This window comes from Sphingomonas koreensis, from assembly GCF_002797435.1.
Lineage (GTDB): Bacteria > Pseudomonadota > Alphaproteobacteria > Sphingomonadales > Sphingomonadaceae > Sphingomonas > Sphingomonas koreensis.
Genome location: NZ_PGEN01000001.1, coordinates 2,810,097 through 2,832,215, shown reverse-complemented (window position 1 = coordinate 2,832,215; position 22,119 = coordinate 2,810,097). Strand labels below are relative to the sequence as shown.

Below are 22,119 nucleotides of genomic sequence, written 5' to 3'. Positions count from 1 at the left end.
TCAGTCACGCTTGTCGTCTCCCAAGTAACGATCCGGTTGACGCTGGCCATGCCGCAGTGCAGCACGCGCGCATGGCCAGCGCTCCACCGATCACGAACAACCCCGACATCCGCTATCTGGGCCGCGTCCTTGGCGACGTGATCCGCGCCTATGGCGGGGAGGCATTGTTCCGGCGAATCGAATATATCCGATCGGCATCGGTCGACCGGCATCGCGGCATCGCCGGCGCGGACAGCATCGATCCGGGCCTCGGCAGCCTGAACCTCGACGACACGCTCGATTTCGTGCGCAGCTTCATGCTGTTCTCGATGCTCGCCAACCTGGCTGAGGACCGGCAGGGCGTGGCGGCGGAGACGGGCGCCGATGTCGAGCACGCGATCGCCAGGCTCAAGGAGCATGGCGTCGATGCCGCCCGGATCGCCGAACTGCTCGACCATGCGCTGGTCGCGCCGGTGCTGACCGCCCACCCGACCGAGGTGCGGCGCAAGTCGATGATCGACCATCGCAACCGCATCGCCGAGCTGATGGCACTCAAGGACCGCGGCATCGTCGAGACCGCTGATGGCGATCTGGTCGACGAAGCGGTGGTGCGGCAGGTGGCGCTACTGTGGCAGACGCGCGTGCTTCGGCCCGAACGCCTCTACGTCGCGGACGAGGTCGAGACTGCGCTGTCCTACATGCGCGACGTGTTCCTGCCGGTCCTGCCCGCACTCCACGCGCGATGGGACCGCGCGCTGGGCAGCCGCGTGCCGGCGTTCCTGCGCCCGGGCAACTGGATCGGCGGCGACCGCGACGGCAATCCCTTCGTCACCGCCGATTCGCTGCGGCTGACCCTGTCGCGCTCGGCTGAGACGGTGCTCAACCACTATCTCGATGCGGTCCATGCGCTCGGCGCCGAACTGTCGATCTCGAGCCACCACGCCGAAATCGATCCCGGCGTCGTCGCCCTCGCCGACGCCAGCGGCGACGCCGCCGCCAGCCGCGCCGACGAACCCTATCGCCGCGCGCTGTCGGGCATCTACGCCCGGCTCGCCGCGACCTATCGCGATCTCACCGGCAAGGCACCGCCACGCCCCGGGGCGCTGACCGGCGAACGCTATCCCGATCCCGCGGCGTTCCGCGCCGACCTCGCCACCGTCGCGCACGGTCTTGCCGCGCAGGGCGCCGAGACGCTGGCGTCGAGCGGCGCGCTCGGCCGGCTGATCCGGTCGGTCGATATCTTCGGCTTCCATCTCGCCACGCTCGATATGCGCCAGAACAGCGCGGTGCATGAGCGCGTCGTCGCCGAGCTGCTCAAGGTCGCGGGCGTCGAGGCCGACTATGCCGCGCTCGACGAGCCCGCGCGGGTCGAGCTGCTCCGCCGCGAACTCGCCTCGCCGCGTCCGCTCACCAGCCGCTACGCGAGCTATTCGGACGAGACCGCATCCGAACTGGCGATCGTCCAGGCCGCGGCCGAGGCGCACCAGCGCTACGGCCGCGCGGCGATCCGCCAGTATATCGTGTCGATGGCGCAATCGGTGTCCGACCTGCTCGAAGTCCATGTCCTGCTCAAGGAAGCCGGGCTCTACATCCCGGGCGAGGAGCCGCAGGCTCACGTCATGGCGGTGCCGCTGTTCGAGACGATCGCCGATCTCGACGCTGGGCCCGACATCATGCGCGCATGGTTCGCGCTGCCCGAGGTCGCGAAGATCGCCGGCAAGCGCGGGCATCAGGAAGTGATGATCGGCTATTCGGATTCGAACAAGGACGGCGGCTACCTCACCTCGACCTGGGGGCTGTCCAAGGGTTCGACCGCATTGAAGCCGGTGTTCGAGGAAGCCGGGATCGGCATGCAGCTGTTCCATGGCCGCGGCGGCGCGGTCGGGCGCGGCGGCGGATCGTCGTTCCAGGCGATCCAGGCGCAGCCCGCGGGCACCGTGCAGGGCCGCATCCGCATCACCGAACAGGGCGAGGTGATCGCGGCGAAGTACGGGACGCGCGAGAGCGCGCAGACCAACCTCGAGGCGATGGCGTCGGCGACGTTGCTCGCGAGCCTCGAGCCGCAGCAGCTGAGCACCGCCGATGCCGCGCGGTTCGAGGCGGCGATGGAGGAACTGTCGGGCACGGCGTTCGGTGCCTATCGCGGGCTGGTCTACGGCACCGAGGGCTTCACCAGCTTCTTCCGCCAGATGACGCCGATCGCCGAGATTGCGGGCCTCAAGATCGGCAGCCGGCCGGCGAGCCGCAAGAAGAGCGACGCGATCGAGGACCTGCGCGCGATCCCCTGGGTGTTCAGCTGGGCGCAGGCCCGCGTGATGCTGCCGGGCTGGTACGGCGTCGGCGCGGCGCTGTCGGACTTCAGGGACCGCGGGCTGCTGCGCGAGATGGCGGCGGGCTGGCCGCTCTTCGCCTCGGCGCTGGCGAACATGGAGATGGTGCTGGCCAAGTCCGACATGGGCATCGCCGCGCGCTACGCCGGACTGGTCGAGGATCGTGCGCTGGGCGATGCGATCTTCTGGCGCATCCGCGACGGCTGGCAGTCGACGCACGACCAGCTGCTCGAGGTGACGCGCCAGACGCGGCTGCTCGAGAAGCATCCGGCGCTCGAAACCTCGATCAAGCTGCGCCTTCCCTATATCGAGCCGCTCAACCTGCTTCAGGTCGAGCTGCTCAAGCGCCACCGCGCGGGCGAGACCGATCCCAAGATCGAACAGGGCATCCTGCTGTCGATCAATGCGATCGCGACGGCGTTGAGGAATTCGGGGTAACCTCCATTCCATCACGCTGAACTTGTTTCAGCATCCAACCTGCCACCCGCGGCTCGGTCGCCTGTGGAGACATGGATCCTGAAACAAGTTCAGGATGACGGTGTGAGGGGGTCGGCCCCTCACCCCTCCAGAAACGGCGCGGCGATCTCGTCGCGCACGCGCACCAGCCTTCCGGTCGCGCGGTCGAGCATCGCCCAGGTCGAGACCGCCTCGACCTTCACCTTGCCGTCGGCACCGGTGAAGCGCATGTGGCGGTCGAAGCGGGCGCCGCGCGGCGGATCGGGCACCCAGGTCTCGGCGGTCACCGTCTCGCCTTGGGACACGTTGCCGCGATAGTCGATCTCGTGCCGGGTCACGACCCAGATATAGGCGTCGTGATGCTCGGGTGCGGCGACCGCGTGCCAGTGCGCCACCGCGACATCCTGGATCCAGCGGACCCAGACCGCATTGTTGACGTGACCGAGCTCGTCGATGTCGTCCGGCCCGGCGGTGATCGTGCGTGTGAAGCGCGCCATAGGTTGACGTTTACGGCACCTATGGCGCGCTGCAAAGCTCAGTCGAACGCCATCCGCTCGTTGCCGACGAAGCCGAGCTTCGTCACACCGGCCCGCTTGACCGTATTGAGGACCGTGGCGAAGCGTTCGTAGCGTGCGGCTTCGTCGGCCCTGAACTGGAGCACGCCGCTCTCCGCAACGGTCGCGTCAAGCAGAGCCGGAAGCTCGGCATCGCTGATCGGCCGCCCGTCCCAGGCGAGGTTGCCCGCAGCACCGATGTCCAGACGGTGGGGCAGCTCAGGCGCCGTCTTCGGCGGCCCCGCCGGCAGGTCGACCGGCAGCTTGTGCATCGCGGCAGGGATGGTGACGATCAGCATGATCAACAGCACCAGCAGCACATCGATCAGCGGGGTGGTGTTGAGCGCGGAGATCGGCTCGGGCTCACGATAAGCAATCGAACGACGCATAAGGCACCTCCTATCGCTAGCGATGTTGCATCATCACATATCTGGTACCGAACGCAAGTCGCTTCATCAGCTTTGATATTTCCAGTGGCGCTTCTTGCCCGCGCGGATCCAGGCCATCGCCTCGGCCAGCCTTTTGTCGCGCGTCGCCTCGCGCTTGGCTTCGCCGATCCATTCGCAATAGTCGCGGCGGCAGCTGGGCGCGAAGGCTTCAAAGTTGGCGGCGGCTTCCGGATCGCGGGCCAACGCCTCGGCCAGCACCTCGGGTATCTCGGCCTCGGGCCTGGGCGGCTTTGCGGCGCGCTTCGGCCGCTCCCCCGACTCGATCAGCGCCACCGCCTCGCGCACCTGTGCCTCCATCGCGGCTTCGTCAGGCAGGTCGGCGAGCGATGCGATCCGGCCGAACTGGCCCATCGCCTCCCCCTCTTTGCCCGTCGCCATCTGCTCGCGATACCAGAAGCCGAAGCTCGCATGCGCCTTGAACGCTGCCATGTTCGCGAGCGGCCGGCCGCGATGCGAGAAAGCGGGCATGCCCCATTTGATGCTTTCCTCGACCTCGGGCAGGCGGCATGGATCCGGGCACGCAGCCAGATAAGGACTGGCCGGGCGAAATCGGCCTGACGCTCGATATAGGAATCGACCCGAGGATCGGTGGCCATGGCGCGCTCCTGTCGCCGGGATGCTCGGCCCGAAGCATGCGACAGTCAATCGCTGCGGAGCGCTAGGCGTCGTCTTCCTCGTCCGCGTCGAACTCCGCCACATCGCCCTCGGCGTCGTCGGCGATCATCTCAAGTTCGTCGTCGTCCTCGGCGTCGATCTCCTCGCCCAGATCGGGATCGAGATCGGTCTGGACCAGGCCATCGGTCGGGCCGTTGCGCGTTACTTCGAGTATCTCCGCGCGCTGGCTCTCGTCATAGCCATCCTCGTCATAACCGTCGTCGCCGGGCCCGCGCCCGGGAACCTGATGACCGCCCATCGCAGCCCTCCTTGCTTCTCCTGAAGGCTGGAACGGCGGGAGGGCGCGCACGGTTCCTTGAAGCCGTGGCGCGCCGGGTCAGCTGCGGCGGAACAGCTTGCCGCGTTCGGTGACGAAGACGATGACGAGCGCGGCAAGGCCCAGCACGGTGAAGCCAAGGTAGAGCGGCACCGTCGTCCCGTCGAACGACTGGCCGATCACCGCGCCGAGCACCGCGGCGCCCATCGTCGCGATGAAGCCCTGAAGGCTCGACGCGGTGCCCGCGATCTCACCCATATTCTCCATCGCCATCGCCGAAAAATTCGAGTTGGCGAGGCCCATCGCCGCCATCATCGGCGCCTGCAGCGCGATGAACACCCACAGAGTCTCGCCCCCCAGCAGGATCACGATCAGGTGGATCACGGCGAGCGACGTCGTCGCCACCAGCGCGAAGTGCGAGAGAAAGCGCATCCCGAACCGCATCACCAGCCGCGAGTTGAGGAACGATCCGAGCGCCATCAGCCCGGCGACCGACGCGAACACCAATGTCAGCAGTTCCGGCCGCTTGAACACATCATAGACGATCTGCTGGATCGACCCGATGAAGGAGAAGAAACAGCCCGAAATGGCGGTCGTCGCGAACGTGTAGCCGACGGCCCAGCGGTCGCGGAACATCTTGCCATAGCCGCGCCAGATCGCGCGCAGGTCGAGCGGCTGGACCGCGTCGCGCGGCAGGGTTTCGGGCATACGGGCGGTGAACCAGATCAGCACCAGCGCCGCGATGATCGCGATGCCGCCGAAGATCAGCCGCCACGATCCGAAGATGATCACCATCAGCTGGCCCCAGGCGGGCGCCAGCACCGGCACGATCATGAAGGTCATGAAGGCAAGGCTCATCACCCGCGCCATCGCCCGCCCCTGGAAACAGTCGCGCACCAGCGCCACCGTCACCACGCGCCCCGCCGCGACCGCCGCCCCGCTCGCCGCGCGGGCGAGCAGCAGCAGCTCGAAACTGCCCGAGAAGGCGGCAACCGCGTTGGTCACGACATAGCAAGCGAGCGCGCCCATGATCACCGGCTTGCGCCCGAACCGGTCCGCGAGCGGACCGTGGAACAGCTGTGCCACGGCGAAACCGAGCATGAAGGCGGTGATGACGTACTGGCGGTGATTGGGCTGAGTGACGCCCAGCTCGTCGCTGATCGCGGGCAGCGCCGGGAGCATCGAATCGATCCCGAGCGCGGTCAGTGCCATGATCGCTGCGATCAGCGCGACGAACTCGCCCATCGGAATGGGCGAGCGGTTCGCCGCCTCGCCGGGTTGATGGGTCTGCGCGTCCATGCCGCGCCCAATGCCGCATCGCTCCGGATGCGTCACCCCGCGCCTTGATTTATTTTCTCGATATGCCTAGTGTATTGCATAACTAACACGGTGGAGCTTGCGTATGACCCGGCACTGGCTTGTCCTTCCCCTGATGGCGGCGCTCACGGCCTGCGGCGACGGGTCGGGCGAGGGCAATGGCGCCAGCATCTCGGTCAAGAGCGGCGAAGGCGAAGCATCGATCAGGGCCGACAAGGACGGCCGCGTCGCCGTCAAGGCACCGGGCTTCGAAGGATCGATCAAGCTCCCCAAATTCGATCTCGGCGCAGACAATTTCGAGGTCGACGGGCTGAAGCTCTATCCCGGCTCGACCATCGCCAGCCTCAATGTCGACGCCAATCAGGACAAGGGCGGCGAGGACAGTGTCCGCGTCCAGTTCGACGCGCCGGCCGCCGCGGACAAGGTCCGCAACTGGTTCCAGGAGCAGATGCAGACCGCCGGCTTCACCGTCGCGGCGAAGGACGGCCAGCTCAGCGGCAAGACCAGCGAGGGCAGCGACTTCACGCTCGACATCGACGCTGCGGGCGACTCGAAGAGCCGTGGCACGCTGACCGTCCTCGGCAAGTAATCAGGTCCGTCGCTGCGTAGGCGATTGGTCGTGGGAGGGGTACGCGGCACCGTGCCTCTCCCGCCTCTGTTCCAAGACGCCGCGAAGGTCTATTTCCGGGAGAATCGTTTCCGGAGTTACCTTGAATGTCCGACACTCTTCTCGCCGAAGTCCCGCTGGTCAGCCTGGCCGATCAGAAGAGCGATCCCGATGGCTTCGCCGCGGCGCTCGGCGGTTCGTTCGAGCGGTTCGGCTTCGCGATGGTGTCCGATCACGGCGTCCCCCAGGATCTGATCGATCGCGCCTGGGCGGCGACCAAGGCGTTCTTCGACCTGCCCGAGGAGGAGAAGCGCGGGTATTTCGTTGCGGGCGGCGGCGGCGCGCGCGGCTACACCCCGTTCAAGACCGAGATCGCCAAGGGCGCCGAGTATGTGGACTTGAAGGAGTTCTGGCATATCGGCCGCGAGCTGCCCGCCGGGCACCGGTTCGAGACGAACATGGCCCCCAATATCTGGCCCGACCGGCCCGAGGGGTTCCGCGACACCTTCCTCGAACTGTTCGCCGCGTTCGACACCGCGGGCGACAAGCTGCTCTCGGCGATCGCCCGGCACCTCGGCCTCGAGCCCGACTGGTTCGACCCTGCGGTCAAGGACGGCAATTCGGTGCTGCGCCTGCTCCATTATCCGCCGGTGACCGAGGACGCGCCGAACGTGCGCGCCGGGGCGCATGAGGACATCAACCTGATCACGCTGCTGCTGGGCGCCGAGGAAGCAGGCCTTGAGCTGCTCGACAAGGACGGCCAGTGGCTACCGGTCAAGCCGCCCGAAGGCGCGATGGTGGTCAATGTCGGCGACATGCTCCAGCGGCTGACCAACCATGTCCTGCCCTCGACCACCCATCGCGTGGTCAACCCGCCGGTCGAGCGCCGCGGCACCCCGCGCTATTCGATGCCCTTCTTCCTCCACCCCGCGCCCGATTTCCTGATCAAGGCGCTACCGCAATGCGTGACCGCGGAGAATCCCGAGCGCGAGCCGCCGATCACCGCGCACGACTATCTGGCGGAACGCCTTCGCGAGATCGGCCTCACAAAGAAATAATAGGGTTGCGGCGCTCCGGGCATTCTCTAGCGGGAGTGCCAGGAGATTTAGACATGACCGAACCGTTGCGCGTTGCTCTTGCCGGCCTTGGAACCGTGGGTGCGGGCGTCATTCGCCTGATCGACGCCAATGCCGAGCTGATCGCGCGCCGTGCGGGCCGGCCGATCGAGATCGTCGCGGTTTCCGCGCGCGATCGCGCCAAGGATCGCGGCGTCGACATCACGCGCTTCGACTGGGTCGACGACATGACCGAACTCGCCCGCCACCCCAAGGCGGACGTGGTGGTCGAGCTGATCGGCGGCTCCGATGGTCCCGCGCTTGCGCTCGCGCGTGCGACGCTCGCGGCGGGCAAGGGCCTGGTCACCGCCAACAAGGCGATGATCGCGCATCACGGGCTCGAACTCGCTCAGGTCGCCGAGAAGAGCGACACGCCGATGAAGTTCGAGGCGGCGGTCGCAGGCGGCGTGCCGGTGATCAAGGGGTTGCGCGAGGGCGCAGCGGCGAACCAGATCGACCGCGTCTATGGCATCCTCAACGGCACCTGCAATTTCATCCTCTCCAAGATGGAAGCCGAAGGCCGCGACTTCGGCGAGGTGCTGGCCGAGGCGCAGGCGGCGGGCTTTGCCGAAGCCGATCCCAGCTTCGACATCGACGGCGTCGATGCCGCGCACAAGCTCTCGATCCTCGCGAGCATTGCGTTCGGCACCCAGCCGGCGTTCGGCGACGTCGCGATCGGCGGCATCCGCCATTTGCTCGCCGCCGATATCGCCGAAGCCGCGGCGCTGGGCTATCGCATCCGCCTACTCGGCATCGCGGACCTGAGCGGCAATGGGCTGTTCCAGCGCGTCCACCCCCACCTTGTCCCGCTTTCGCATCCGCTGGCGCATGTCCTCGGCCCGACCAACGCGGTCGTGGCGGAAGGCAATTTCGTCGGCCGGCTGCTGTTCCAGGGCGCGGGCGCGGGCGACGGCCCGACTGCGAGCGCCGTGGTCGCCGACCTGATCGACATCGCCCGCACCGAATTCGGCCCGCCCTATGCGATGCCCGCCACCAGCCTGGCCGCCGAGCCGGTCGCCCCCACCGGCGAACGGCGCGGCCGCGCCTATCTGCGCTTCACCGTCGCCGACAAGGTCGGCGTGCTCGCCGAGATCGCTGCAGCGATGCGCGATGCCGGCGTCTCGATCGAATCGCTGATCCAGCGCGGCGCGATGGCCGATGGCAGCGTGCTCGTCGCGATCGTGACGCACGAAGTGCCCGAGCGTTCGATCGCGCAGGCGCTGGAGAAGCTGCGCGGCTCGCCCAGCCTGGCCGGCGAGCCGATGTGGATGCACATTCTGGGCGAATAGTCCGCTACCAGTCGCTCGCGCTGGAAACGCCGCTCAACAGCGCTTCGGTTGCTTCGCATGGCGGCCCGATAAGACCCCTTGCGGTCATGCGGAGAACCGGTGGCTCGTCGCGCCGGTCCCGCTGCGGGCGCAGTTCGACGACGTGGACATGCGTCACGATACTGCCGCCATGATAATACCAGGCAATCGTGCGATCCGCGAAGGCGTAGGCGCGGAGGAACTGCCGGTGCGGCAGGTTCTTCGCGCTGTCGACAACGTCGAACGGCACATAGGGTTCGCCAACATCTGCGATCACCAGACCGACTCGCCTGAACTCGTCGGCGATGTCTGGTGCGTCGCGCAGTGACGTCTTGGCCTGCGCGGGCTTCGAGAAGCTGCATTGCGCGGGCAGCTCGACGACCGGATCCGTAGCGACACTCTGGGAGAATGCCGGGCTCGCGATCGCGGCCAGACCGAACGACAGCACCGCGCCGGTCCCCGCCAATCGGCTCACGGCGCCGGCTCGCGCTTGCGCATCGCCTTGCCGTCGAAACCGACGCCGATCGTCACGCCGACCATCCCGCCGCATTGGGTGAGGAACGGGCCGCTGACGCCGCACTGGAACATCACGTCCTCAAGCACCCGCTCGGTCTGGGCAGGCACATTATCCGCCGCACGGACGCTGACGAACGGGACGCGGTATTTCTTATCGGCCTCCCGCAGCGCGCAGATCGTCACCTCGTCGGGATCGCCGGTGGTCTTGCACGGGATGATGGCACGGGTCTTTTCGCGATACGCCTGCATCGCGGCATCGCCGCCGCCAGCCTGAAGCGTAAACGCAAGCACAAGCAACACGGACATGGGCATAACCCTCCGCTCGTTGCGATAGCATAACAAAGGCGCTGGGAAAACGCCTCAGTCGATGCGCGTGTGCAGCAGCTCCTGGCCCTTCTTCGGGCAGACCGGCGCGCCCTGCACGCCGCAGGGCATCCCGGTCGACCGGACCACGTCCATCTTGCCGCTATGCTCCTGCGTCGTCACACCGGTCAGCCGATCGCCCGGCGCAGCGGACTGGGAGCAGCTTCCGGTGAGACACAGGGATGCCGGCTGCGGCACCGCGCGCCGCACGGCCTTTCGCGCGGTACGTTTGCGCACCACGGCCGCGGGGCGAGCGCGTTTGGGAAGGGTTACGATCTTCGGCGGCTCACCCGCCACACTCAACGCCAGCAGCAAACTCAACATCCCGAACGCCCTGTCCAGTCCCAGGTTACCTGCCGAACGCCGCGAACCGCATCTGGTTTCGCATCATTGCGGCTTTTGAACGGATGACAGCGTTGGCCCCCATCGACAAGGACGCCACGCGCTCCTATCGCGCAGCGGAAACGAATTGAGAGAGGGCTTCGCCGATCATGCAGACCGCCAGCAAGGTGCTCGACCGCGTTCTTGTGCTCGAAATGGTGCGTGTCACCGAAGCCGCGGCGATCGCCGCCTCCAAACTCACCGGCCGCGGTGACGAGAAGGCGGCCGATGCCGCCGCGGTCGAGGCGATGCGTGCCTCGCTCAACTCGCTCTACATGGACGGCACCGTCGTGATCGGCGAGGGCGAGCGCGACGAGGCGCCGATGCTCTATATCGGCGAGAAGGTGGGCAGCGCACCGGGCAAGGGCCCGAAGATCGACATCGCGCTCGACCCGCTCGAAGGCACCACCATCTGTGCCAAGGCGGGGCCGAACAGCCTTGCCGTGCTGGCGATCGCCGAAGAGGGCAACCTGCTCAACGCCCCCGACGTCTATATGGACAAGATCGCAGTCGGCCCGGGCTATCCGCCGAACGTCATCGATCTCGACAAGTCGCCGACCGCGAACATCGAGGCGATCGCCGCGGCCAAGGGCGTCAAGCCGAACGAGATCATCGCCTGCGTGCTCGATCGTCCGCGCCACGAGAAGATGATCGCCGAGCTGCGCGCGATCGGCTGCGGCGTGGTGCTGATCGGCGACGGTGACGTTGCGGGCGTCATCGCCACCACCGATCCCGACACGACGATCGACGTCTATATGGGCCAGGGCGGCGCGCCCGAGGGCGTGCTCGCCTGCGCCGCGCTGCGTTGCGTCGGCGGCCAGTTCAAGGGCCGGCTCGTCTTCCGCAACGAGGATGAGCGGTCGCGCGCGCGCCGCTGGGGGATCGAGGATCTCGACAAGCAGTACGACCTGACCGAGCTGGCCAAGGGCGACTGCATCTTCGCCGCGACCGGCGTGACCGACGGATCGCTGCTCGAAGGCGTCAAGCGCAAGCCGGGCAAGATGACCACCGAAAGCGTCGTGATGCGCTCAAGCTCGGGCACCGTCCGCTGGGTGCGGGGCGAGCACCGCAACGGATGACGAGGCTGCACGGTTGATCCACTGGGCGCTGCTGGCGGCACTCATCGCCGCCTATGCCTGGTATCTCCGGGGCGGCGGGGTGCCGCCGCAAACCAGCCGGATCGACCGCTATCGCCGCTGGATGCGCCGCGCGCCGCTGGCGTTCGGGATGACCGCGATCGCCGCGCTGGCGATCGGCGGGCGGCTCGACGCGCTGACCCGCCTGCCGCCCGAGTTCGCGGCGCTGGCGGCCGAAGCGCGCTGGCTTGCCGGTTTCGAGGGCGCGGCGTTCGAGGCCGCGGTGCTGGGGGGCCTGGCCGGCGGCGCGCTGATCGGACTTCTCCTCGCGCGCTGGCGATTGGGACGCGGGAAACCGCCGTTCAGCGCCGGCGATATCGAGCGTATCCTGCCGCGCAACCGCAGCGAACTGGGCTGGACCGCCGCGCTGGGCACCGCCGCGGGGATCGTCGAGGAGCTGTTCTTTCGCCTTGCCCTGCCGCTGTTCGCGACGCTGGCGACCGGAAGCGCGCCGCTTGGCTTTACGCTCGCGACGTTGCTCTTCGCCGGCGCGCACCGTTATCAGGGCTGGGCCGGCATGGCCTTCTCCGCCCTCGCCGGCGCGCTGCTCGCGACGATCTATCTGGCGACGGGCGATCTGTGGTTCGCGATGCTGGTGCATGTGCTGCTCAACCTCAACGGCCTCGTCCTGCGCCCGGCATTGCTTCGGCCAAGGAGCGATTGACAGCGACGGATACCGCCCCTCTATTCCCGCTCAAACCCGGGAGAGAGTGAATGTATCGCCGCACCGCCGCCCTTCTTGCCGCCGCCCTCGCCGCCACCGCATTGACGGCCCCTGCCCCGGCACGCCAGGCGACGACGACGACGCCGCCGACAGCGGCCTTCACGCGTGAGGAAATCATGATCCCGATGCGCGACGGGACCCGGCTGCAGACGGTGATCCTGCGCCCGACGGACAAGGCCGGGAAACTGCCGATCATCCTGCGGCGCACGCCCTATGGCGTCCCCAACGCCGCACCGCGCTCGACGCCGGAATCGATGCGCTTCCTTATGCAGGACGGCTATATTCTCGTCATCCAGAACATGCGCGGGCGCTACAAGTCGGAAGGCAGGTTCGACATGTCGACGGCGCTCTCGCCGCAAGGGTCGAACGCGCCGGACGAGGCGAGCGACGCGTATGACACGATCGACTGGCTGGTGAAGAATCTCCCCGGCAACAATGGCCGCGTCGGCATGATGGGCGGTTCCTATCCGGGTTATACCGCCGCCGTCGCGCTCGCCCGGCCGCACCCGGCACTGAAGGCGGCGAGCCCGCAGGCGGCGTGGAACGACTGGTGGATGAACGACGACCTGCACCGCTACGGTGCGTTCCGCCTCTCCTACCTCACCGACTGGGCCTATGGCCTTCAGAACAACAAGAATGGCGACGACTTCGACTACAACCCCGGCGGGCCACCGCCGGTGGACCTGTACGACTGGTTCCTGAAGCTCGGCCCCGTCGAGAATCTCGACAAGCTGCATTTCAAGGGCAGCGTGCCGATGCTGACCCAGGTCATCGAACACCCCGACTATGACGATCACTGGAAGCGACAGGTGTGGACCGACCGGCTCGGACGCACCACCGTGCCGACGCTCCATGTCGTCGGCTTCTGGGACCAGGAGGACCCGCTCGGCGGCTGGAAGATCTACGAGCGGATGGAGAAGGACGATCCCAAGGGGCTGAGCATGATCGTCGCGGGTCCGTGGAACCATGGCAGCTGGCGCGATGCGGGCGACAATCTCGGCTATATCCCGTTCGGCAAGCCCAGCGGCACCGAGTTCATGCGCGACATCGAAGCGCCCTTCTTCGCCTATTGGCTGCACGGCAAGGGCCCTCGACCAACCGGCGAGGCCAGGATCTTCCAGAGCGGATCGTGGGAGTGGAAGACCTACGCCAAATGGCCGCCCGCGGAGAGCAAGGCGACCAGCCTCTATCTTCATGCCGACGGATCGCTGTCGTTCACCGCACCCTCGGGCGAAGGCTGCCGCGAATATATCTCCGACCCGGCCAACCCGGTGCCATACCGCGAGCGGCCGATCTCGGTCACCTATCCGTCGCAGGAATGGAAATGGTGGGAAGCGGCGGACCAGCGTTTCGTCAACGGGCGGCCCGACGTGCTGACCTATGTCAGTGCGCCGCTCGACAAGGACCTGACCGTCAGCGGCGCGATCAGCGCAACGCTGCAGGCCTCGACCTCGGGCACCGACAGCGACATGGTCGTCAAGCTGATCGACGTCCTGCCCGACGACTATGACAGGACGACCCCGATCAAGGCGTTGGGCGATTATCCGAAGACGCTCAACGGCTATCAGCTGCCGATCGCGATGGAGGTGCGGCGCGGACGCTGGCTGGAGAGCTTCTCCACGCCCAAGCCGCTGGTTCCGAACAAGGTGGTCGCGTGGAACGTGCCGCTGCGCGACCATGACCATGTCTTCAGAAAGGGGCACCGGATCATGGTTCAGGTCCAGTCGAGCTGGTTCCCGGTGATCGACCGCAACCCGCAGCGTTTCGTACCCAATATCTACAAGGCCAAGCCCGCCGACTTCGTGAAGGCGACCCAGCGGGTGTGCGCCGGATCGCTTGTCACATTGCCGGTTGCGGGATGAAGCGGCGGCTCAGTTCTTGAGCCGCCAGCCGCTCTTGAAGATCCAGCCGATCACGCCGAGGCAGACCAGCATGAACGCCGCGGTGAAGCCGAGGCTGACCCCGATCGACACGTCGCCGGTGCCGAAAAAGCTCCAGCGGAACCCGCTGACGAGGTAGACGACCGGGTTGGCGAGGCTGATCGTCCGCCACGGATCGGGCAGCATGTTGATCGTGTAGAAGGCGCCGCCGAGGAAGGTCAGCGGCGTCACGATCAGCGCGGGCACGAACGAGAGCTGCTCGAACCCCTTGGCCCAGATGCCGATGATGAAGCCGAGCATGGAGAAGGTAAGCGCCGTCAGCACCAGCATCGTCAGCATCATCGCGGGATGCCTGATCGGCACGTCGACGAACAGCATCGCCGTCACCAGGATGATCAGACCGATCGCGATCGACTTCGTCGCCGCCGCGCCGACATAGCTGATCACCATCTCCATCGCCGAGACCGGCGCCGAGAGCAGCTCGTACACGGTGCCGGTGAACTTCGGAAAGTAGATGCCGATCGACGCGTTGGAGATCGACAGCTGCAACAGGTTCATCATGATCAGGCCCGGCACGATGAAGCTGCCATAGGCGACCCCGTCGAGCTCCTGCATCCGCGATCCGATCGCGCCGCCGAACACTACGAAATAGAGCGCCGTGGTGATGACCGGGGTGACCAGGCTCTGCCACAGGGTACGCATCGCGCGCGCCATCTCGAACCGGTAGATCGCCCAGACGCCGTGATGGTTGAACCCCTTCATGCCGCCTTCTCCTCATTTCGAGTTTCGACAAGGTCGACGAAGATATCCTCGAGGCTCGACTTGGAGGTATCGAGATCCTTGAACTGGATGCCGAGATCGCCGAGCTTGCGCAGCAGCGAGGGGATGCCGGTGCGCTCGGCCTGCGCGTCGAAGGTATAGCGCAGGCGATGCCCCTCATCCTCGAGCGCGAGGTGCCATTCCTCCAGCTCGCCCGGAATTGCCGTCATCGGCTCGACCAGCGCGATATCCATTTCGCGCTTGCCGAGCTTCTTCATCAGCTCGGCCTTGCCCTCCACCAGCAGCAGTTCGCCCTTGTTGATCACCCCCACCCGGTCGGCCATTTCCTCGGCCTCCTCGATATAGTGGGTGGTTAGGATGATCGTGGTGCCGCGTTCGCGCAGCGAGCCGATCAGCTTCCACATGTCGCGGCGCAAGGACACATCGACGCCCGCAGTCGGCTCGTCGAGGAACAGGATGTCGGGTTCGTGCGCCAGCGCCTTGGCGATCAGCACCCGGCGCTTCATCCCGCCCGAAAGCTCCATTACCTTGGAATTGCGCTTGTCGTAGAGCGACAGGTCCTTGAGCACCTGATCGATATAGGCATCGTTCGCAGGGCGGCCGAACAGCCGACGGCTGTAGCGCGTCGTCGCCTGGACCGTCTCGAACATGTCCACCGACAGTTCCTGCGGCACGAGACCGATCTTCATCCGCGCCGCGCGCGGCTCGCTGATCGCATCGTGCCCATCGACGACGATCGTGCCCGAACTCGGCGTGACGATGCCGCAGATGATCGAGATCAGCGTCGTCTTGCCCGCGCCATTGGGTCCCAGCAGCGCGAAAATCTCGCCCTTGTTGATGTCGAGATCGACCGATCCCAACGCCTTGTGCCCCGAGGCATAGGTCTTGCTGACACCGCGAACGGAGAGGATCGGCTGCATGAAAGGCCCCCTGATGAGCGCGCGATGTAGGAACGGATGCGCCCCGCGCAACCCGCAATGTTCGTTCTTCGTTCGATTCTTTATTCGGCGGTTTCGCGCGACTTCATCATCGCGCGATAGCCGCTGAGCACCAGCGACTGCGGATCGACCGCCTCGATCACCTGCATTGCCAGCGGTGCGTCGCCCTCACCCGACAGGAAGATCAGCGCGCCGTCGCGGCTATCGACGTCGAAATAGGCGATGGCGGAGACGCCGGGATCGCCGCCCTCGTGCAGCGCCAGCCGCCGCTTGCCGAAGGTCAGCACCTGCCAGCCCAGTCCCATCGCCACGCTGTCCGGGCAGCCCGCGACGGGCTTCGCACAACCCGGCATCGCCACCTGCGGGCGCAACCGCTCGGCCTTGAGCGCCGCGCTCAACCCGTCGCCGCGCGCTACTCCCGCGACGAAGGCCGCATAGTCGCCGACCGTCGTATAGATGTCGTCCGCCCCCAGCCAATGGCCATAGGGGTGCGGCCCTGCGGTTCCGGGGTAACCGTTGCCGTTCGCCGGAACCGCTACCCGGCCCTCCATCCACGGCCGCCAGGTATAGGCGATGCGGGTGAGGCCCATCGGGCGGAACACTTGGCTGTCTGCCAGATCCTCGAAATCCGCGCGCAGCTTGCGTGCGGCGAAGCGTGCGACCAGCTCGATGCCCTCGCCCGAATAGACGAAACCGGTTCCCGGCTCGCGCACGAAGGTCAGCCGCTGGTTCTGCGGCCGCCAGTTGGGGAAGCCGGTCTGGTGGCTGAGCGCCATTCGCGGCGTGAGCCGGTTCGCGCGCGGGTCGCCCGCGACATCGGGGTCCATCCACACGCGCGCCATCGGCTCGTCGAGACCGATCCGCTTCGCCTGGACCAGCCGCATCACCAGTTCGGCGGTCACCGGCTTGGTCATCGACGCGACGTTGAACAGCGTGTCGCGGGTCGCCGGCTGCTTGTCGGTCTGCGCGCCGGCGACCCCGGTCCACACGACCTTGCCGTCGCGGATCAACGCAGCACCGATCGCAGTGCGGGGGTTCGCGCGCGCCAGCGCCGCGATCGCATCGTCACGCGTATGCTGCGCGGTTGCAGGGCTCGCTGCCAGACCAGCCAAAAGGATCGCCAGGACACCGATACGCATACACCCCTCCCCTCTCGACGCTACCCCTTCTTGCGCGCCGCCTTCACCGCATCCTGAAGGACCTCATAGGGCACCATGCCCGAGATCACCCGGTCGCCGACCACCCAGCTCGGCGTGCCGGTGACGCCGAGCTTGCCTGCGGTATCGAGGTTGCGGGCGATCTCGGCCTCGACGCGCGGCGTGGCGAGCGCCGCCTGCGCCTTCGCATCGTCCAGCCCCGCCGATGCCGATGCCGCACGGATCGACGCCTCGCTCAGCTGACCGGCCGAATAGAGCGCGGTGTGGAACGGCTTGAACTTGCCCTGCTCGGCTGCAGCGAGACCCCAGCGCGCCGCGACCCGGCTGACCTCGCTCAGGACCGGCAGCTCGCGATAGACGATGCGGACATTGCTGTCCTCTGCCACCAGCCGCGCGATCATCGGCAGGCTGGCGCGGCAATAGCCGCAGGCATAGTCCATATAGACCGCGACGGTGACGTCGCCCTTCGGATTGCCTTCCCATGCGCTCGCATATGGCTCGGTGATCGCCGAACGGCTCGACGCGACGGCCTTTCCGGTCTCGCGCTCCTGCAGACGCTTCATCGCCTCTGGCAGGATTTCGGGATTCTCGAGCACATAGTTGCGCACGATCTTGCCGACCCGCGCCTCGTCGATCCCCGCGACACCGGCCGGAACCAGCGCCTGAACGCCCAGCACCGCGCCCGCGCCAATCGCCGCGGACAACGCCAGCAAGCCGGCAAGCGCCAGCGGATTCTTCACCATAGCCTCACTCAACGTCTCTTCCTGTCCTGCATCATCGCCTGCGCGGCCATGACGATGTCCTGCGCGCGAATCCAATCGGGCGAGCCTTGCGGCAACCCCGCCATTGCCGCCTGCGCACTGGTCAGCGCACGGCCCATATCGCCGATCATGCTCGCTCGCTCCGCGGTGGCGAGCGCGGCACGGGTGCTGTCGCCCTTGCGCTCATAGACCATGCCGAGCTGGTACCAGGCGAAGGGGTTTTCCTTGTCGCGCACCACCGACTGGCGCAGCACCTTCTCCGCCTCGGGCAGCAGTGCCGGATCTTCCACAGCGAGCAGCGCGTGGCCGAAGGTGGTGGCGATCAACGGCTGATAGTTGGTGCGCGTCGTCGCCTCGCGCAGCGGCGGGATCGCCTCTTTGGGCTTGCCCGACTCGAGCAGGATCTGCCCTTCCAGCTCAAGGAAATAGGGATTGTGCGGCTCAGCCTTCACCAGTGCGGCCGCCTCGGCCGCGGCTTGCTGCGGGTAACCGGACTTGTGATAGGCATAGGCACGCGCGTACCGCGCCGGCACGGTCGTGTCGGTCTCGGGATAGCGGCGCAGCGTATCCTTGGGATCGGAAACATAGCCGCGCAGTTTGGCCTGCATCCGGCGGAAGCGCTCCTCAAGCGAAGGATCGCTGGGCTTGCTCCACGCCGGATCGGCCTGGAGATCGGCAGTCAGCGTCGCGATGCGGTCGCCCGACATCGGATGGCTCATCACATAGCTCTGCTCGCCGCCGCGCTTCAGACCCCAGCGATATTCCTGTTGCTGGAGCTTCTTGAAGAAGTCGAGCATCCCGCGCCCGCTGACGCCGGCGCCCGAAAGATATTTGACGCCCGCGGCATCGGTGGTGGCTTCCTGCGCGCGGCTGAAGGCAAGGAAATTGCCGAGCGCTGCGCGCTGACCCATCTGCATCAGTCCAATGCCCGCGTCCGCCGATCCCGCGGCCATCGCGGCGGCGCCGAGCAGCAGGCTCAGAATCGTGATGCCGGTGGCTCCCTTGGCCATCCGATCGCCCAGCGGAACGTGCCCGCCGGTGACATGGCCCAGTTCGTGCGCGATCACCCCCTGCACCTCATTGGCGCTGGAGGCGGCATCGATCAGGCCCGAATGGATATAGACCGCCTGCCCGCCTGCGACGAAGGCATTGATCGACGGATCGTTGATCAGGATGATCCGGACATTGTTGGGCTGAAGATTGGCGGCCTTGATCAGATCGCGCGACATGTCCGCGAGCAGCGCCTCGCTCTCCGCGTCGCGCAGGATCGACTGAGCAAAAGCCGGATTCGCGATGCCGATGAGCAGCAGGAGCGCGAAGAACGATACGAAGCGCTTCATGGCCGGCATCATGGCGGATTATCCCCTGCGATCAAGCGCCCGCTGCGGCCGCAAGCCCCCAAACGCGATGGATCAGGCCGCATGAACGATGGGTGAGCGGCGGGAATGGCACCCATTCCCGCCGCCCATCGATCATGCTCCGAAGGTACGCTGCCACCAGCCGCGGCGCGGCTCACCGCCTTCACCTTCGGCTTCGGGTTCGCCATCGGCCGGTTCGGCCGCTGCCGTTTCCGCGGCGGTCGGTTCCAGATCCTGCTCGACCGGCGCGGCGGCCTTGGCCCGGCTACGGCGCTTGGGCTTGGCCGGCGCTTCTTCGGCAACCGGTCCGGCCGCCGCTTCAGCCACCGGCTCCGGCGCAGCCTCGACGGCGGGCGCTTCCGCCTCGACATCGGCCTTCTTCCGGCGCGGGCGCTTGGGCTTGGCCGGCGCTTCCTCGGCAACAACCGGCTCGGCCGCCGCTTCGACCACCGGCTCGGGCGCAGCCTCGACGGCGGGCGCTTCCGCCTCGACATCGGCCTTCTTCCGGCGCGTCCGCTTGGGCTTGGCCGGCGCTTCCTCGACAACCGGCTCAGCCACGACCGCTACCGGTTCGACGTCCCCGGCCGGTTCTGCAACCTCGGCCTCGACGGCCTCACCACCCTCGCCGGTCGCACCACGGCGACCGCCACGACGGCCGCGGCGGCGGCGCTTGCGCGTCTCGCCCTCGTCGGCGGCAGTTTCGGCCAACGTCTCGGCTTCGCCTGCTTCCTCCGGCTCGGCTTCGCCGTCCTCGTCTGCCGCATCCTCAGCGTCCTGACGCTCGCCGTGCTCGCCATGCTCGTCGTCGCGGCGGCCGCGGCGACCACGACGGCGGCGGCGGCGCTTGCGGCCCTCGCCTTCGCCCTCGCCCCGATCGCTGCGCTCGCGGCGCGGCTCGCGGGCCTCGACGTCCTCTTCGTCCTCTTCCTCGTCGATCTCCTCGACGATATCTTCCTCGATCTCCTCGATCGCGGCGGCGAACTTGGGTGCGTGCGCGGGAGGAGGCCCGCTGGCCTCGACCGACATGCGCGCGCCTTCGAGCTCGCCGTCCGACAGGATCTCGACGGTCACGCCATAGCGGTCCTCGATCTCGGCGATGTCGGCGCGCTTCTTGTTGAGCACATAGAAGGCCGCTTCCTGGCTGCACCGCAGCGTCAGCAGCGAGCCGCGGCCGCGCGCGGCCTCGTCCTCGATCAAGCGCAGCGCGGACAGGCCCGCCGACGAGGCGGTGCGGACGAGACCCGTGCCCTCGCAGTGCGGGCAGGTCACGGTCGATGCCTCGAGCACGCCGGTGCGCAGCCGCTGGCGGCTCATCTCCATCAGGCCGAAGGCACTGATGCGGCCGACCTGGATCCGCGCGCGATCGTTCTTGAGCGCCTCCTTCATCGCCTTCTCGACCTTCCGGACGTTCGATCCGTGGTCCATGTCGATGAAGTCGATGACGACGAGCCCGGCCATGTCGCGCAGGCGCAGCTGGCGGGCGATTTCCTGCGTCGCTTCCAGATTGGTCGCGGTCGCGGTCTGCTCGATATTATGCTCGCGCGTCGACCGGCCCGAGTTGATGTCGATGCTGACCAGCGCCTCGGTCGGGTTGATGACGAGATAGCCGCCGGATTTCAGCTGCACCACCGGATGGTACATCGCCGACAGCTGATCCTCGACATGCGCGCGCTGGAACAGCGGCACCGCATCCGAATAATGCTTCACCTTCTTGGCATGGCTCGGCATCAGCAGCTTCATGAAGTCCTTGGCGTGGCGGTAGCCCTCCTCGCCTTCGACGATCACTTCCTCGATGTCGCGGTTGTAGATGTCGCGGATCGCACGCTTGATCAGGTCGCTGTCGCCATAGACCAGCGCCGGCGCCGACGACTTGAGCGTATTCTCGCGAATCTCGTCCCACAGCCGCGCGAGATAGTCGAAGTCGCGCTTGATCTCTGTCTTGGTGCGCTGGAGCCCCGCGGTACGGACGATGCAGCCCATCGTCGGCGGCAGCTTGAGGTCCGACATGATCGACTTCAGGCGCTTGCGATCGGCGGACGAGCTGATCTTGCGGCTGATCCCGCCGCCATGCGCGGTGTTGGGCATCAGCACGCAATAGCGGCCGGCAAGGCTGAGATAGGTGGTCAGCGCCGCGCCCTTGTTGCCGCGCTCTTCCTTGACGACCTGGACCAGCAGCACCTGGCGGCGGCGGATCACGTCCTGGATCTTGTAGCGGCGGCGCAGGTTCATGCGGCGCTGGCGCAGCGCCTCGACCTGATCGTCGCTGCCCTTGCGGCCGCGGCGGCGGCGGCCGCCACTGGCGCTGGCGCCCTCTTCGCCTTCCGAGGTTTCCTCATCCTCGTCGCCCGGACGCTCGACGACCTCGACGTCGCCATCCTCGGCGCCGTCATGCTCGTCATGCTCGTCGTCGTGGTCGTCATCGGCCTCTTCGCGCAGCGCCGCTTCCTCGGCCGCATGCTCGGCCTCTTCGCGCAGCAGCGCGTCGCGATCCTCCTTGGGGATCTGATAGTAATCGGGGTGGATTTCGCTGAAGGCCAGGAAGCCGTGGCGGTTGCCGCCATATTCGACGAACGCCGCCTGGAGCGAGGGCTCCACGCGGGTTACCTTGGCCAGATAGATATTGCCCTTGAGCTGCTTGCGCTCGGCGGACTCGAAATCAAACTCCTCGATTCGGTTCCCTTTGACGACCGCCACGCGGGTCTCTTCCCGGTGGCGTGCGTCGATCAGCATACGCATGGTCATTTAATGTTCTCCGGGCGCGCCGAGCGGTTGTCAGCCGCGGCGCGCGGTCAATGATGCCGACCGCGCAGCAACTGGCGGCGCGGTCGAAATGGGTTTGAAGATTTGCGTCTGCTGCAAGCGCACGCCCGAGCCCGCGGCCCGGATGCTTCACCGTCGCGTACCGGCCGGCCGGAACGGCCTGGCGATCGGAACGACGGGAAAATTGCGACATCACAGCATCAACCTGAATTACCGCCGAAACAGGGTGGCGGCGACTGGCCGGCACAAGCCGGTCGGCGATGCGTAGCACCGCGCAACCGGCCGCGCAACGGATCAGCCCGCGAAGCCCCGAACGGCAA

Annotated in this window: 21 protein-coding genes; 7 read left to right on the top strand and 14 right to left on the bottom strand. The window is 67.0% G+C overall.

The genetic code is table 11. The features are described from left to right. Positions 1 to 71: 71 nt before the first annotated feature. Positions 72 to 2,747: a phosphoenolpyruvate carboxylase gene (ppc, locus tag BDW16_RS13430; RefSeq protein WP_066571668.1), complete on the top strand. Its 2,676-nt coding sequence runs from the start codon at positions 72 to 74 to the stop codon at positions 2,745 to 2,747. A 119-nt stretch (positions 2,748 to 2,866) separates the two neighbouring features. On the opposite strand, the gene BDW16_RS13425 is transcribed toward ppc, so the two are convergent. From BDW16_RS13425 to BDW16_RS13405, 5 genes are all read right to left on the bottom strand, one after another. Beyond that, positions 2,867 to 3,262, bottom strand: coding sequence for an acyl-CoA thioesterase (locus BDW16_RS13425; protein WP_066571670.1), 396 nt, complete (start codon positions 3,260 to 3,262; stop codon positions 2,867 to 2,869). Positions 3,263 to 3,300: 38 nt separating this feature from the next. Next, on the bottom strand, positions 3,301 to 3,708 hold the full coding sequence (locus BDW16_RS13420; protein WP_066571673.1) for an ExbD/TolR family protein: 408 nt from the start codon (positions 3,706 to 3,708) through the stop codon (positions 3,301 to 3,303). Positions 3,709 to 3,774: 66 nt separating this feature from the next. After that, positions 3,775 to 4,236, bottom strand: coding sequence for a YdeI/OmpD-associated family protein (locus BDW16_RS13415; protein ID WP_307693394.1), 462 nt, complete (start codon positions 4,234 to 4,236; stop codon positions 3,775 to 3,777). A gap of 190 nt (positions 4,237 to 4,426) precedes the next feature. Continuing rightward, entirely contained in the window at positions 4,427 to 4,681 is a 255-nt protein-coding gene (locus BDW16_RS13410) for a hypothetical protein (RefSeq protein WP_066571675.1), read from the bottom strand. 78 nt (positions 4,682 to 4,759) lie between these two features. After that, complete coding sequence (locus BDW16_RS13405; protein WP_066571677.1) at positions 4,760 to 5,998, bottom strand: multidrug effflux MFS transporter; 1,239 nt, start codon at positions 5,996 to 5,998, stop codon at positions 4,760 to 4,762. Positions 5,999 to 6,131: 133 nt separating this feature from the next. Here BDW16_RS13405 and BDW16_RS13400 point away from each other — a divergent pair, with 133 nt between their 5' ends. The 3 genes from BDW16_RS13400 to BDW16_RS13390 all read left to right on the top strand — a co-directional run bounded on the left by BDW16_RS13400 (position 6,132) and on the right by BDW16_RS13390 (position 9,027). Next, positions 6,132 to 6,605, top strand: a complete 474-nt coding sequence (locus BDW16_RS13400) for a hypothetical protein (protein WP_100362764.1) — start codon at positions 6,132 to 6,134, stop codon at positions 6,603 to 6,605. 125 nt (positions 6,606 to 6,730) lie between these two features. Then, positions 6,731 to 7,681: an isopenicillin N synthase family dioxygenase gene (locus tag BDW16_RS13395; RefSeq protein ID WP_066571686.1), complete on the top strand. Its 951-nt coding sequence runs from the start codon at positions 6,731 to 6,733 to the stop codon at positions 7,679 to 7,681. 53 nt (positions 7,682 to 7,734) lie between these two features. Then, positions 7,735 to 9,027 (top strand): homoserine dehydrogenase, encoded by a 1,293-nt coding sequence (locus BDW16_RS13390; protein WP_066571688.1) that lies wholly within the window; start codon positions 7,735 to 7,737, stop codon positions 9,025 to 9,027. Between the two features lie 4 nt (positions 9,028 to 9,031). On the opposite strand, the gene BDW16_RS13385 is transcribed toward BDW16_RS13390, so the two are convergent. Genes BDW16_RS13385 through BDW16_RS13375 form a run of 3 tightly spaced genes read right to left on the bottom strand, consistent with a single transcriptional unit; the run spans position 9,032 to position 10,248 of the window. After that, entirely contained in the window at positions 9,032 to 9,520 is a 489-nt protein-coding gene (locus tag BDW16_RS13385; protein ID WP_125958836.1) for a hypothetical protein, read from the bottom strand. Then, positions 9,517 to 9,867 (bottom strand): hypothetical protein, encoded by a 351-nt coding sequence (locus tag BDW16_RS13380; RefSeq protein ID WP_066571693.1) that lies wholly within the window; start codon positions 9,865 to 9,867, stop codon positions 9,517 to 9,519. The genes BDW16_RS13385 and BDW16_RS13380 overlap by 4 nt, the downstream gene beginning before the upstream one ends. A gap of 54 nt (positions 9,868 to 9,921) precedes the next feature. Continuing rightward, the gene (locus tag BDW16_RS13375; RefSeq protein ID WP_125958837.1) at positions 9,922 to 10,248 is read right to left on the bottom strand and encodes a hypothetical protein; all 327 of its coding nucleotides are present in this window, start codon (positions 10,246 to 10,248) and stop codon (positions 9,922 to 9,924) included. 167 nt (positions 10,249 to 10,415) lie between these two features. Between BDW16_RS13375 and glpX the strand changes: the two genes are divergently transcribed. Genes glpX through BDW16_RS13360 form a run of 3 tightly spaced genes read left to right on the top strand, consistent with a single transcriptional unit; the run spans position 10,416 to position 14,027 of the window. After that, a complete protein-coding gene (glpX, locus tag BDW16_RS13370) occupies positions 10,416 to 11,384 on the top strand; it encodes a class II fructose-bisphosphatase (protein WP_066571698.1) in 969 nt (322 codons plus the stop codon). A 13-nt stretch (positions 11,385 to 11,397) separates the two neighbouring features. Then, positions 11,398 to 12,105 (top strand): CPBP family intramembrane glutamic endopeptidase, encoded by a 708-nt coding sequence (locus BDW16_RS13365; protein ID WP_066571701.1) that lies wholly within the window; start codon positions 11,398 to 11,400, stop codon positions 12,103 to 12,105. 50 nt (positions 12,106 to 12,155) lie between these two features. After that, positions 12,156 to 14,027: a CocE/NonD family hydrolase gene (locus tag BDW16_RS13360; protein WP_066571704.1), complete on the top strand. Its 1,872-nt coding sequence runs from the start codon at positions 12,156 to 12,158 to the stop codon at positions 14,025 to 14,027. 9 nt (positions 14,028 to 14,036) lie between these two features. Here BDW16_RS13360 and BDW16_RS13355 read toward each other — a convergent pair whose 3' ends face one another. From BDW16_RS13355 to BDW16_RS13330, 6 genes are all read right to left on the bottom strand, one after another. Then, positions 14,037 to 14,807 carry an ABC transporter permease gene (locus BDW16_RS13355; protein WP_066571706.1) on the bottom strand — a complete coding sequence of 257 codons (771 nt, stop codon included), beginning with the start codon at positions 14,805 to 14,807 and terminating at the stop codon, positions 14,037 to 14,039. Then, positions 14,804 to 15,745: an ABC transporter ATP-binding protein gene (locus tag BDW16_RS13350; RefSeq protein ID WP_066571709.1), complete on the bottom strand. Its 942-nt coding sequence runs from the start codon at positions 15,743 to 15,745 to the stop codon at positions 14,804 to 14,806. Before BDW16_RS13350 ends, BDW16_RS13355 begins: the two co-directional genes overlap by 4 nt. Before the next feature lie 80 nt (positions 15,746 to 15,825). Then, the gene (locus BDW16_RS13345; protein WP_083954089.1) at positions 15,826 to 16,902 is read right to left on the bottom strand and encodes a serine hydrolase domain-containing protein; all 1,077 of its coding nucleotides are present in this window, start codon (positions 16,900 to 16,902) and stop codon (positions 15,826 to 15,828) included. Between the two features lie 20 nt (positions 16,903 to 16,922). Further along, positions 16,923 to 17,675 (bottom strand): DsbA family protein, encoded by a 753-nt coding sequence (locus BDW16_RS13340; protein ID WP_237241191.1) that lies wholly within the window; start codon positions 17,673 to 17,675, stop codon positions 16,923 to 16,925. Next, a complete protein-coding gene (locus BDW16_RS13335) occupies positions 17,672 to 19,021 on the bottom strand; it encodes a M48 family metalloprotease (RefSeq protein WP_241230545.1) in 1,350 nt (449 codons plus the stop codon). Before BDW16_RS13335 ends, BDW16_RS13340 begins: the two co-directional genes overlap by 4 nt. 132 nt (positions 19,022 to 19,153) lie before the next feature. Then, positions 19,154 to 21,781, bottom strand: coding sequence for an Rne/Rng family ribonuclease (locus tag BDW16_RS13330; protein ID WP_218016672.1), 2,628 nt, complete (start codon positions 21,779 to 21,781; stop codon positions 19,154 to 19,156). Positions 21,782 to 22,119 lie beyond the last annotated feature (338 nt).

Bases quoted from the DNA above. Each gene is read 5' to 3' on its own strand.
- ppc (WP_066571668.1), top strand. From the start codon at position 72: ATGGCCAGCGCTCCACCGATCACGAACAACCCCGACATCCGCTATCTG.
- BDW16_RS13425 (WP_066571670.1), bottom strand. From the start codon at position 3,262: ATGGCGCGCTTCACACGCACGATCACCGCCGGGCCGGACGACATCGAC.
- BDW16_RS13420 (WP_066571673.1), bottom strand. From the start codon at position 3,708: ATGCGTCGTTCGATTGCTTATCGTGAGCCCGAGCCGATCTCCGCGCTC.
- BDW16_RS13415 (WP_307693394.1), bottom strand. From the start codon at position 4,236: ATGCCCGCTTTCTCGCATCGCGGCCGGCCGCTCGCGAACATGGCAGCG.
- BDW16_RS13410 (WP_066571675.1), bottom strand. From the start codon at position 4,681: ATGGGCGGTCATCAGGTTCCCGGGCGCGGGCCCGGCGACGACGGTTAT.
- BDW16_RS13405 (WP_066571677.1), bottom strand. From the start codon at position 5,998: ATGGACGCGCAGACCCATCAACCCGGCGAGGCGGCGAACCGCTCGCCC.
- BDW16_RS13400 (WP_100362764.1), top strand. From the start codon at position 6,132: ATGGCGGCGCTCACGGCCTGCGGCGACGGGTCGGGCGAGGGCAATGGC.
- BDW16_RS13395 (WP_066571686.1), top strand. From the start codon at position 6,731: ATGTCCGACACTCTTCTCGCCGAAGTCCCGCTGGTCAGCCTGGCCGAT.
- BDW16_RS13390 (WP_066571688.1), top strand. From the start codon at position 7,735: ATGACCGAACCGTTGCGCGTTGCTCTTGCCGGCCTTGGAACCGTGGGT.
- BDW16_RS13380 (WP_066571693.1), bottom strand. From the start codon at position 9,867: ATGTCCGTGTTGCTTGTGCTTGCGTTTACGCTTCAGGCTGGCGGCGGC.
- BDW16_RS13375 (WP_125958837.1), bottom strand. From the start codon at position 10,248: ATGTTGAGTTTGCTGCTGGCGTTGAGTGTGGCGGGTGAGCCGCCGAAG.
- glpX (WP_066571698.1), top strand. From the start codon at position 10,416: ATGCAGACCGCCAGCAAGGTGCTCGACCGCGTTCTTGTGCTCGAAATG.
- BDW16_RS13360 (WP_066571704.1), top strand. From the start codon at position 12,156: ATGTATCGCCGCACCGCCGCCCTTCTTGCCGCCGCCCTCGCCGCCACC.
- BDW16_RS13355 (WP_066571706.1), bottom strand. From the start codon at position 14,807: ATGAAGGGGTTCAACCATCACGGCGTCTGGGCGATCTACCGGTTCGAG.
- BDW16_RS13350 (WP_066571709.1), bottom strand. From the start codon at position 15,745: ATGCAGCCGATCCTCTCCGTTCGCGGTGTCAGCAAGACCTATGCCTCG.
- BDW16_RS13345 (WP_083954089.1), bottom strand. From the start codon at position 16,902: ATGCGTATCGGTGTCCTGGCGATCCTTTTGGCTGGTCTGGCAGCGAGC.
- BDW16_RS13335 (WP_241230545.1), bottom strand. From the start codon at position 19,021: ATGAAGCGCTTCGTATCGTTCTTCGCGCTCCTGCTGCTCATCGGCATC.
- BDW16_RS13330 (WP_218016672.1), bottom strand. From the start codon at position 21,781: ATGACCATGCGTATGCTGATCGACGCACGCCACCGGGAAGAGACCCGC.